Annotated in this window: 11 protein-coding genes; 2 read left to right on the top strand and 9 right to left on the bottom strand. The window is 28.9% G+C overall.

Annotated elements, in window-relative coordinates; genetic code table 11:
- Window positions 1-693, top strand: a 693-nt coding sequence (gene lptD, locus HOH73_02965; GenBank protein MBT5827819.1) for an LPS assembly protein LptD, incomplete at its 5' end; no start/stop codon positions are given.
- Here the strand turns inward: lptD and HOH73_02960 are convergent.
- The 3 genes from HOH73_02960 to murD are packed head-to-tail and all read right to left on the bottom strand — an operon-like array spanning window position 688 to window position 4162.
- Window positions 688-1755: a hypothetical protein gene (locus HOH73_02960; protein ID MBT5827818.1), complete on the bottom strand. Its 1068-nt coding sequence runs from the start codon at window positions 1753-1755 to the stop codon at window positions 688-690. The genes lptD and HOH73_02960 overlap by 6 nt on opposite strands.
- Entirely contained in the window at window positions 1752-2876 is a 1125-nt protein-coding gene (locus HOH73_02955) for an FtsW/RodA/SpoVE family cell cycle protein (GenBank protein ID MBT5827817.1), read from the bottom strand. Before HOH73_02955 ends, HOH73_02960 begins: the two co-directional genes overlap by 4 nt.
- Window positions 2873-4162 (bottom strand): UDP-N-acetylmuramoyl-L-alanine--D-glutamate ligase, encoded by a 1290-nt coding sequence (gene murD / locus HOH73_02950; protein MBT5827816.1) that lies wholly within the window; start codon window positions 4160-4162, stop codon window positions 2873-2875. Before murD ends, HOH73_02955 begins: the two co-directional genes overlap by 4 nt.
- A gap of 89 nt (window positions 4163-4251) precedes the next feature.
- On the opposite strand from murD, the gene zupT reads away from it, so the two are divergent.
- Window positions 4252-5097: a zinc transporter ZupT gene (zupT, locus tag HOH73_02945; protein ID MBT5827815.1), complete on the top strand. Its 846-nt coding sequence runs from the start codon at window positions 4252-4254 to the stop codon at window positions 5095-5097.
- On the opposite strand, the gene HOH73_02940 is transcribed toward zupT, so the two are convergent.
- The 6 genes from HOH73_02940 to mraW all read right to left on the bottom strand — a co-directional run.
- Window positions 5094-6182 (bottom strand): phospho-N-acetylmuramoyl-pentapeptide-transferase, encoded by a 1089-nt coding sequence (locus HOH73_02940; GenBank protein MBT5827814.1) that lies wholly within the window; start codon window positions 6180-6182, stop codon window positions 5094-5096. The genes zupT and HOH73_02940 overlap by 4 nt on opposite strands.
- Window positions 6172-7560: a UDP-N-acetylmuramoyl-tripeptide--D-alanyl-D-alanine ligase gene (locus HOH73_02935; GenBank protein MBT5827813.1), complete on the bottom strand. Its 1389-nt coding sequence runs from the start codon at window positions 7558-7560 to the stop codon at window positions 6172-6174. Before HOH73_02935 ends, HOH73_02940 begins: the two co-directional genes overlap by 11 nt.
- On the bottom strand, window positions 7550-8947 hold the full coding sequence (locus HOH73_02930; protein MBT5827812.1) for a UDP-N-acetylmuramoyl-L-alanyl-D-glutamate--2,6-diaminopimelate ligase: 1398 nt from the start codon (window positions 8945-8947) through the stop codon (window positions 7550-7552). Before HOH73_02930 ends, HOH73_02935 begins: the two co-directional genes overlap by 11 nt.
- Window positions 8934-10529 (bottom strand): penicillin-binding protein 2, encoded by a 1596-nt coding sequence (locus HOH73_02925; GenBank protein MBT5827811.1) that lies wholly within the window; start codon window positions 10527-10529, stop codon window positions 8934-8936. Before HOH73_02925 ends, HOH73_02930 begins: the two co-directional genes overlap by 14 nt.
- Window positions 10530-10534: 5 nt before the next feature.
- Window positions 10535-10879, bottom strand: a complete 345-nt coding sequence (locus HOH73_02920) for a hypothetical protein (GenBank protein MBT5827810.1) — start codon at window positions 10877-10879, stop codon at window positions 10535-10537.
- A partial coding sequence (mraW, locus tag HOH73_02915; GenBank protein MBT5827809.1) for a 16S rRNA (cytosine(1402)-N(4))-methyltransferase occupies window positions 10876-11213 on the bottom strand: 338 nt, incomplete at its 5' end. The genes mraW and HOH73_02920, both read right to left, overlap by 4 nt.

Below are 11213 nucleotides of genomic sequence, written 5' to 3'. Positions count from 1 at the left end.
GTGTCGCCTAAAAATAGTAATAGCAGCAAAGTTACTAACTTAAATAGCGCTAATGCCACATTAAATTATAGTAATGTAAATAGTAACAATAAAATTTCAGGTACTGATTTATATGAAGAAGGAATGAGAATAAATTATGGTATTAATAAACAAATATTTAACGAATATTTAAAATTCTCAAATTTTATTGGGCAAGCATATAACTTTTCTACTCAAGAAGTTTCTAGATCATCTGGTATAAAAGAAAAGTTTAGTGATATAGTTGGTATATCAAGCATAGATTTCCCTAATAAGCACAGCATTAAATACCAATATAAACTTCGTGAAAGCGATCTTAACCCTTATGAACAATTTTTTGCAGTTTCACTAAATTATAAGAAATTTAAACTTCAGCTTAGCCACTTAAATAATAAGTTACATTTAGTTGATAGCAGTAAAAATAAAGAAAAGTTTTTAAATGCAACTTTAGAATTTCCTCTTAGTGATAAAATTACATTTAGTTCAAAATATCAAAAAAATCTGCTTGCTAAAAGTTATTCTAAAAACTCAGGCTCTATAAGCTCTAGTAATTCTCTCACGATAAAAGGTCAATGTCTTGATTATATAATTACCTTTGATAAAGATTTTATTAATACTTCAAATAGTGAAAATAATTACAATATTAATTTTACCTTTTCACTTAAAGGCTTATAGCTTTTTTAATAGCTCTACAATTAATTTAGGGTTATGCTCATTTTTAATTTTATTTAACTTTTGTGCTAAAGACTTAAGATATTGTGGTTCTTTTATAACTTTCTGTAGCAAATTGGATATTAAATTATAATCAACCTCATTTTCTCTATAAAGGAATGAAGCTTCCTTTGCTGCTAAATAACTAGCATTATGATATTGGTGATCATTCATAGCAAATGGATAAGGGATATAAATAGCAGGTAAATTATAATTAATTAATTCTCCCATAGTAGAAGCACCTGATCTTGCAATTACAAAATCACTCTCTAAATATTTAGCTTTTATATCATTGAAATATTCACTTAATTCATATTCTATATTCAACTTATCGTATTTTATGGCTAACTCTTTATGTTGCTGTTGTTTTACTTGCTGAATAATCTTTATATTTTTTCTCAAACCCTGATCAAGAGAGCTAAGTAAGTTATAACTAAAATCCGCTAAGAAACTTGCACCTTGGCTGCCACCTACTATTAATATGGTAAATTTTTCATGTGCTTTTCTTGCAAATTTACACTGATAATTTTCAACTAAAAAACCAGTATGATGGGTTTTATTATCATATCTTTCTAATCCCCTTACCTTAGGAAAATTGCAGAATATTTTTGTAGCATAACAAGCAAATAATTTATTTAACCTTCCAGCAACTGAATTTTGCTCGTGTAAAATTAATTTTCTATAATTTACTACAGCACTTATATTGGCCGCAAATGCAGTATAACCACCAAAACTGATCATTAACCTGATTTTATGTAAATAAATAAGCTTAGTTATTTTAACAATATTTTTAAATGTATAAATAATAAATAGTAAAAGTTTAAGTGGCTTTAAACTTAAATTTACGCTTTTTAAACATAATATCTCAAAAGGAAAGTCACCTATTAAATATTGTTTACAACGCTCATCTGTAATTAAAATTACTTTGCAGTTATTTTTTACTAAATCATCAGCAAGTGCAAGGGCTGGAGTTAAATGCCCCCCTGTTCCGCCTGCTGCTAAAATAATTGTTTGCTCCATTGTCATTTATAGTTTTTTAACCTACCAAACTGCTCTCGACAAGCTGATAATAAGATACCTGTTAATATCCCCATAGCAAGTAAAGAAGAGCCACCATAACTAATAAAAGGTAAAGTTGTACCTTTAGTTGGCAAAATATTCATATTTACACCAACATTTACAAAAATTTGAAAAGCTATTTGCACCGCTATTCCAACTAATAATATTATAATAAAATTATCTTTAGCTAATTTTGTATGAATAAAAATTCTGAAAATAATTAGAAAATATAGTGATAAAATTATGAAAGTAACAATCAAGCCAAATTCTTCCATCATAGCAGCAAAAATAAAGTCTGTGTGACTATCTGGTAAGACATTTTTTACTTCTCCTTCGAAAATACCTTTACCAAAAAAACCACCAGAATCTATTGCCTTCAGTGATTTAGATATCTGATAACTAGGTGCACCATCTGAAAATAAGAAACTATCAATTCTATATTTTACATGACCAAAAGAAAAATATGCTAAAATTACTCCTATTAAAGCTAGGCCTAATAAAATTATTATTATAAAATATGAGATACCAGACATAAATACTTGAATCGACCAAACTGCAATAAAATTAAGTGACATGCCTATATCTGGCTGCATAGCTAAGCAAAAAATAATAGTAAGAAATAATATGGTTGAAATTATATAACCATTAATATCATCTCTAATAAATTTTCTGCTTAAAAACCACGCATTTATCACGATAAAAAATGGTTTTATAAATTCTGAAGGCTGAATTGTAAGCCCCGCTATTCTGAGCCATCTTTTTGCCCCTTTAGTGTGATCTTCTGTAAAGATTATGATAACCACTAACATTAATGACAGTAATAATAGTAACAAACTAAATCTTAAAATTACATTTGGTTTTAACAAAGAAAAAAATAACGCTGCTAAAATAGCAAGAATTACAAAGAGTATATGTTTATGATAAAAATATAATGCGTCTAAACCAATTTTTTCTGCCACATTAGTGCTAGCACTTTTTGACATAATTAGACCAACTAAAAGTAACATTATAAAAGAGAAAATAATATTATGGTCAAGAGAATACAACCATTTAGCAATGTTCTTACTATTGCGATTATATAGTTTCACTTGCAACTCTTATAATACAGATTTTTAAACTCATTACCACGCTCCACAAAGTTTTTCCACATATCAAATGATGCTGCAGCTGGTGAAAAAAGCAAAGTAATATTCGAATCAGCTTCAATACTAAAAGTTAAAGCGTTTTTATATGCATCTTCTAAGTCTTGAGCTAAGTAATAATTATTATAACCTACGCTATCTAATTGCTTTTTAAACTCTTCCTTCGCTGCACCTATGATAAATATTCTTTTTACTTTATTTAAATATGGTAAAATTAAATTAATACCGCCCTCTTTTGGAACACCACCTATTATTAGAGTTATATTTTTAAATTGCTTTACTGCATTTAAAGTACTTTCTGCATTTGTTGCTTTACTATCATTAAAAATTTTTACCTTTTTAATTTCTCCTAAATATTCCAAGCGATGAGGTAAGCTTTTAAAAGAACTTAATGATTTACTTAGCTCAATATTAGATAAATTAAAATATTTACCTATTGCAATAGCAGCATTTAAATTATCTATATTACCAAATAAGCTACATTCTATTTTGGCTAGAAAATCTTCCTTACTGTAATCCTTAATGATAGTTAATTTCTTATGCTCTGTTATGTATTTTCTTGCTAGCTTGTTTCGGTAAATATCTTCTGAAATTAAAGATAATCTACTTATACGCTCATTTTTAAAAATATTAAATTTAGCTTGTACATAATTTCCATATGAGCCATGCCGATCAATATGATCTGGAGTTATATTTAATATAATTGCAGCATTAAAGCTTGCTTTATCAAGCAAATCTAATTGGTAGGAAGATAGCTCTAAAATATAAAAAATATTATCATTATCTTTTAATGGTAAATCAAAAACAGAAACTCCTATATTACCACCAAGGTAGGCTTCTTTTCCTGCATCTTTAAAAATATGATGAATGAGAGCGCTAGTAGTAGATTTTCCATTAGTACCAGTTATGCCTATTAATTTAGCTTTTGGTAATAAATTTACAAATAATTCAATGTCTGAGACTAGTTTTATTTTACACGCTTTTGCTATTTTTCTGATTTTATGAGCATTTTCACCCTGTATATTTATACCAGGACTTACCATTATGTAATTAATGTTTGTCCAATCTACTTCATCATAATGACAAAAAATTACATTTTTTATTAGTAAATCTTGAGGACATGCTGCAATCTTATCATCATAAATATAAATATTATTATTGAGGCTTGCAAGCTTTTGTGCTGCAGACTTACCTGTAATGCCAAGACCTAGAATAAAAATATTATTTTGCATAAAGTTAAATTAGAAGCAGCATAATTAATAAAATTATTATATTATTGCTTTTATTTATATTCAAAAATAATCTATAGAAAAAATATACTATGTACAACTTAATCTCAGAAAATTATTTATTTGCTTTCTTACTTACCTGTTTTGCCGGTCTGTCCACTACAATTGGTGCAGTTTTGGCGTTTTTTACGCGCTATGATAATAAGAGAGTTTTATCTGTTGGCCTTGGTTTTTCAGCTGGTGTAATGATTTATGTTTCCTTTGTTGAGATATTAGCTAAATCAAGAGATTCATTCAATGAAGTTTATGCTAATGAAGCATTAGCAGAGCTTTTTACCACAGCTTGTTTTTTTCTTGGTATAATAATTTCTGCTCTTATTGATTTTTTAATACCAAAAGATATTAACCCACATGAAATTAGAAAAGATCGAGATCTAGCAAAATTAAAATTAAATCACACCGAAAAATTAGATAAACTTGCGTTAAAAAGAACGGGTGTTTTTACTGCTATTGCAATAGCTATCCATAATTTTCCTGAGGGATTTGCAACTTTTATTTCCTCACTTAGTGATATAACCCTTGGTATCCCAATCGCATTTGCTATAGCTATTCATAATATACCTGAAGGAATTGCTGTTTCATTGCCTATATATCAAGCAACTAAAAATCGTAAGAAAGCTTTTTATTATGCCACATTATCTGGCCTAGCTGAGCCAGTGGGTGCTATTATTGGATTTTTTCTCTTATATTCCTTTATGGGCGCTGCAACGCTTGGTATAACCTTTGGCATAATAGCAGGTATCATGGTTTTTATTAGCTTTGATGAATTACTTCCAGCAGCCAGAGCTTACGGTAATACACATACAACTATATGGGGAATAAGCCTTGGCATGTTAGTTATGTCACTTAGCTTAGTTGGTTTTAAACTTATTAGCTAACGAATCTTTAAGGTTGCTAAACCAATAATTGCTAAAATAATCGAAATAATCCAAAACCTAATTACTATAGTTGCTTCTGGCCAGCCTTTCTGCTCAAAATGATGGTGAATTGGTGCCATCCTAAATACTCTTTTCCCTGTAAGCTTGAAAGAGTAAACTTGAATAATAACAGACAAAGCTTCCAGGACAAATACTCCCCCTATTATTGCTAAAGTAAGTTCGTTCTTACTAATTAAACTAAATGATCCCAAAATAGCACCTAATGACAAACTTCCTGTATCACCCATAAAAATTTTAGCAGGAGGTGCATTAAACCATAAAAAACCTAATAATGACCCCACTATACCAGATGCAATAATGGTAATTTCTCCAGCACCCTCAATATAGGGAAGATGTAAATAACCTGCAAATAACACATTACCAACTAAATAACAAATTAAGGCAAATGAAGCTGATGCTATAATTATGGGTATAGTAGCTAAACCATCTAAACCGTCAGTTAAATTAACCGCATTCGAGCTTCCAACCATCACCATCATCGCAAAGGGTATATAAAATAAACCAAGATCTAAAACCAAATTTTTGAATATTGGGAAATATAGTTTTGAAGCAAACTCGTCTGGTGCAATAGATTTCAACCAAAATACTGCTATAAATGAAAAAATTAGTTGTAACATTAACTTCTTTTTACCACTTACACCCTTGCTATTTCTTTTGGTTAATTTTAAATAATCATCTACAAAGCCAATTAAACTAAATGAAATAACAATAAAAGTTACCACCCAAACATAAGGATTAGTTAAGTTTGTCCAAATAAGTGTAGAAAATAACATTGAAAAAATAATGATTATACCACCCATTGTTGGTGTGCCTTGCTTGTTATCTATATGAGTTTGTGGCCCATCTTCTCTTATTGGCTGGCCAAATTTTTGCCTAGCTTTCAGAAATGCAATTATTTTAGGAGCAAAAATAAAACTCAAAATTAAAGAAGTAAAAAAGGCTCCTCCACTTCTAAATGAGATATATCTAAATAAATTATAAAATGAGTGTTCACTAAAAAGTGGTTCAAATATACTATATAACATTGCTTTGTTCTTTTATATAATCAATTATTTTATGCGTCCCTATTGCTTTAGAGGATTTTATTAAAATTAAATCATCATGCGCTAATTCATTTAAAATTACATCTAAATTATCTGGTAATTTAGTATAATATTTTAATTTCATCTCTATTGGCAAAATATCATAAAGATTCTTCATCAGATCACCTATTGCGATAACTTTGCTGATATTTGCTAATTTTATCACCTCAGCTAATTGTTGATGATATGTTTTAGCCATGCTACCTAACTCTAACATGTCACCAATAATTAAAACTTTACGCCCAAAATTAAGCTTCTGTAATTTAGCTAAAGTTTTAATAGATTCCGACATAGAAGTGAAGTTAGCATTATAGCTGTCATTAATCACTGTTAAATTAATATCTTTTATAACATATTTTTCGATATTTCCTCTCCCCTCTATTGGTTTAAATTCTTCTAAAACATTGTTTGCTAATGGAAAATCTAACTTTAAAACCTTTAAAATAGCAAAAATACCTATTAATAATTCAGCCAAAGCTTGATGAAAGAAAGAAAATTTCTGAGTATAATCTATTTTATCTTTAAAATTAATTGAGATACCAGTTTTCACATATTTTAAGTCTCTTATTTCAATAAAATCACTTTTACAGCCAAAAGAATATATATTGCTATTATTAACCTCTAATTTATCGTGAATATAACTTTTTAATTTATCATAATAAATATCACTGTGATTTAGTATAACCTTACTATGATCAGAAAAACCACTACAAATTTCAGCTTTTGCAGCTATTATACCGTCAATTGAAGAAAAATTACCAATATGTGCTTCGGTGATTTGTGTAATTAAAGCTAAATCTGGTTTTAATATATTACTTAAAAATTCTATCTCACCAGCATGATTCATGCCAAGTTCAAAGATTGCATATTTTGTGTTCTCATCAAGATTAGCAAGACAAAGCGGCATGCCAATATGATTGTTAAAATTACCCTTAGTTGCAAAACTATTATCATATTTTGCTAACACAGATTTCAGCGCTTCTTTAAATGTGGTTTTCCCCACACTACCTGTGATAGCAATAAATTTTGCCTGACTATTTAACCTTTTATAACGCGCCAATTGCAGCAAAGCTTCATAGCTATTTTCTACTATTACTTCATACTTAGCAAATTCTAGGTCTGGTTTTTCAGCTATTATTATTGAAGCACCTTTACTAATAGCCTCTTTTTTAAAATCATGCCCATCAAAATTTTCTCCTTTTAAACATAGAAATATATCTTGATTAGCAATAATTCTGCTATCAATTACAATTTTTCCAGCTGAAATATTTTGTGTAACACTAACTTTTAACGCTTCTTTTAGTTTTTTATTACTCCACATTTAAAAGCTCACTAACTGTTTCATAATCATCACAATGTATTTTTTGCTCTCCAATAATTTGGTAATTTTCATGCCCTTTACCCGCAAGCACAACTATATCATCTTTTTCTGCTATTGCTAAAGCATGCCTAATTGCAGCTTTACGCTCACCAATATTATAAAAATTATGCAGATATTTAACTATTTCGTCTCTAATTATAGCTGCATCCTCATTCCTTGGATTATCATCTGTTACAACCGTAATATCCGCATATTTATCTGCTATTATGGCCATTTTACTTCTTTTTCCCTGGTCCCTTTCACCACCACAACCAAATAATAATATTAATTTATTTTTACAATTTGCTTTTAGGGTTACTAAAATATTTTCTAAAGCATCTGGCGTATGCGCGTAATCTATAAATACTCTGTAATTTTTATTAGACTTAACCTCTTCTAACCTACCCTTTATTGGCACAAATTTTTCCACAATTCCTATAATATTATTCATTGGTATGTTTTTTAGTAACAACAATGAAATTACTGCCATAATATTATAAATCTGAAATTCACCAATAAGACTTGTGTTAAACTCATATAATTGATTTTGATATTTAAGGGTAAATAGCTCATTATTTTGTGAAATTAACTTTAAATCATGCGCCTTTTTACCATAAGTAAAAAATTTAAGCTGCTTAGCTTTGCAAATACTTATTATTTGCGCGCCATAATCATCATCAGCATTTATTATAGCAAAACCCTCTTTTTTCAAATGCCTAGTAAACAACTTTAACTTTGCTGCAAAATAATCTGTCATATTAGCATGATAATCAAGATGATCTCTAGTAAGATTAGTAAAAATTGCTGTATCTAATTTTAACTTAGCAAATCTTTCTTGCTCTAAACCATGACTTGAAGCTTCAAAAGCAAAACTATCATCAGAATTTTCATTTAATATTTGAAAAAACTTACATATATCAGGCGTAGTATTAACAAGATTTTCTATTAATTCATTATTTTTATATACACCAAGAGTGCCAATAGTTGTGATATTCTCATTTAATAATAATTTACTTTGTCTAATTAAATCAATAATGGAGGATTTTCCATTAGTGCCAGTTACTGCATATAACTCTTTAGGAGTTTTAACATAAATAGTTTTAACAATGTCTGCCAATTGTGCTTTTAAATTTTCTATGAAATAAACTGTGCTTTTATCCCCTATCTCCTCAGAATTATCACAAAAAACTAGGCTAGCACCTTTTGCTATAGCAGCTTTGATAAATTTATTACCATTATATTTAAAACCCTGTAAAGCTATGAATAAGCTCCCTTCTTTTACTTCTCTAGAATCTAAAGTTATATGTTTTATGTTTTTGTTATGTAATAATAATTTAAAATCTTGCATTTTTTTCAGGCGCAATATCGTATATCGGCGCAATTCTTTCTATAATATTTTTAACTAATGGGGCAACTGTAGCACCACCTGTTGCATAACCACCCGTTTCCTTTATGCCCTGCGGCTCATCTAAAAAACTATAAATGATAAATTTAGGTTTTTCTACAGGAAAAAACCCAATAAATGAAGATAATAATCTATCTTCATCATAGCCATATTTTCCAACTTTATTTGCAGATCCTGTTTTGCCACCAATATCATAGCCTTTAGAAAAAGCTTTTCTAGCTGTGCCACGCCTTACAACTTCACGCATTAACTTTCTGACATGGCTGGAATTTTGCGTTGATATCACTTTTTCACCTAATTTATTATCATTTTTACCCTTTAATATGGTTGCAGGCAAGAATGTACCATTATTAATTATGGCATTCACAGCTTGGATTAAATGAATCGCAGTAATAGAAACACCATATCCATATGACGCGGTTATTTTTCTAGTTAAACCCCACTTTCTAGGTAAATTTCCATATGATTTCTCAATTAATTCAATTTCTAAAGGTTCAAATAAATTTAGATTTTTAAAAAAATCTTGTTGCTCAGCATCGCTAAATTTTTGTGCTATTTTACTAGTACCAATATTAGAGGATCTAACAAAAATATCTCTAATTGATATTTCCTCTTTTATTTTTTTAAAATCTTTTATTTGATAACCTGAAATTTTTATATTTTTTGAGACATCCACCATATCATCTAACTTAATAAGCTTTTTTTCTAAAGCTAATGCCATGGTAAATATCTTAAAAGTAGAACCCATTTCATGTGTATCATAACTTGCTTTATTATTATATCTTCGGTCAATAAGACTTGGTCCTGGGTCATAAGGATTATAATCAGGTAAGCTAACCAGCGCGAATATTTCTGCTGTTTTTACATCCATAACTATACCAACAGCTCCCTTAGCTGAAAATTTTTTCATCGCTCTAGTCAATTCTTCATGCACTATATTTTGTACCCTAATATCTATAGCTAAATTAATTTTAGATTGCTTAATCTGTTGCTCTTTTCTTAAAACTTTATTTACATAACCCTCAAAACCTGACAAGCCATGCTCATCGTAATCAACAAAACCAAGTAGATGAGACATGATATTACTATATGGATAAAATCTTTTATAATCTTCATGAAAATACAAACCAACATTACCCAAATTATTAATGCTTAATTTTTGCTTTGGAGTTAAGTCTCTGATTAATAAAACTCTACCTTTAAAACTTTTATTACTTAACTTTCTTGCAATATTTTTCCAATTTAAATCTGGAGCATAACTCTTTAAATCAGCAACAATCTTTTTTACAGATCTAATATTATAAGGTTCTGCATATAATGTGTAAGTTACAATATCTGTTGCTAAAATTTGCCCATTACGATCAAAAATATCATAACGATAATCATTATCTGTTTTACTAATATGTTTGGAGCTTTTTTCTGATATTAGGGAACTTAAGTATAATGCTCTTATTAATAAAATTAAATATAATGAAAGCAATATTATAAAAACTAAATTTACCCTATTGTTATTTACTATCTTCATTACCTTTATTTTAATGATAGGTATTTTGGGGTAAAATACGCAGAAAATTGTTCTGTATTTTTTATTCTAGCTATTGATGGTTTATAAATAAATTCATCTTTATTGTAATAGGCCTTATAAAGTGCTTTTAAAGATTTAGGGCTTGTCAATAAGGCTAGTTCTGCCTTGTAAATCTTAATAGTATCTTGCTGTTCTGCTATCTTGATTGATATATATTTGATCTCATCCGAAATTTGCAAATTATAAGACTTAATTGCTATACAAACATAAATTACAACAAAGGTCGTAATAAGTAAAAGTAAATTTAGAAACAAATAATTAGAATATCTTAATAGCTTAAAAAAAGTCATAATTTTTCAGCCACTCTCATAATTGCAGATCTAGCCCTTGGATTATCGCTTATCTCTGATATTGTAGGCTTTAAACCATTAGTAACCAGCTTGAATTCTGCCTGCTCTGTTGTTTTAATCTCAGGCATATATCTGTTATTTGCAGCTTTAACAGCATGTTCTTTTATAAAAGATTTTACTATTTTATCTTCTAAGCCATGAAAGCTAACTACTACTAATCTTCCTCCTTTATTTAAAAGATTAATAGTAGCTGCTAACACCTCCTTTAACTCTTTAAGCTCTTCATTTACAAATATTCTTATTGCCTGAAATGTTTTTGTAGCAGGGTGTATTT

The organism is Alphaproteobacteria bacterium (assembly GCA_018667735.1).
Taxonomy (GTDB): Bacteria; Pseudomonadota; Alphaproteobacteria; order Rickettsiales; family JABIRX01; genus JABIRX01.
Note: the sequence above shows the minus strand (reverse complement) of the source record. Positions and strands in the feature narration are given on the sequence as shown.

Coding starts and splice junctions, on each gene's coding strand:
- HOH73_02930 (MBT5827812.1), bottom strand. CDS start 8,947: ATGCAAGATTTTAAATTATTATTACATAACAAAAACATAAAACATATA.
- HOH73_02940 (MBT5827814.1), bottom strand. CDS start 6,182: ATGTTATATAGTATATTTGAACCACTTTTTAGTGAACACTCATTTTAT.
- HOH73_02920 (MBT5827810.1), bottom strand. CDS start 10,879: ATGACTTTTTTTAAGCTATTAAGATATTCTAATTATTTGTTTCTAAAT.
- HOH73_02935 (MBT5827813.1), bottom strand. CDS start 7,560: ATGTGGAGTAATAAAAAACTAAAAGAAGCGTTAAAAGTTAGTGTTACA.
- HOH73_02960 (MBT5827818.1), bottom strand. CDS start 1,755: ATGACAATGGAGCAAACAATTATTTTAGCAGCAGGCGGAACAGGGGGG.
- murD (MBT5827816.1), bottom strand. CDS start 4,162: ATGCAAAATAATATTTTTATTCTAGGTCTTGGCATTACAGGTAAGTCT.
- HOH73_02925 (MBT5827811.1), bottom strand. CDS start 10,529: ATGAAGATAGTAAATAACAATAGGGTAAATTTAGTTTTTATAATATTG.
- zupT (MBT5827815.1), top strand. CDS start 4,252: ATGTACAACTTAATCTCAGAAAATTATTTATTTGCTTTCTTACTTACC.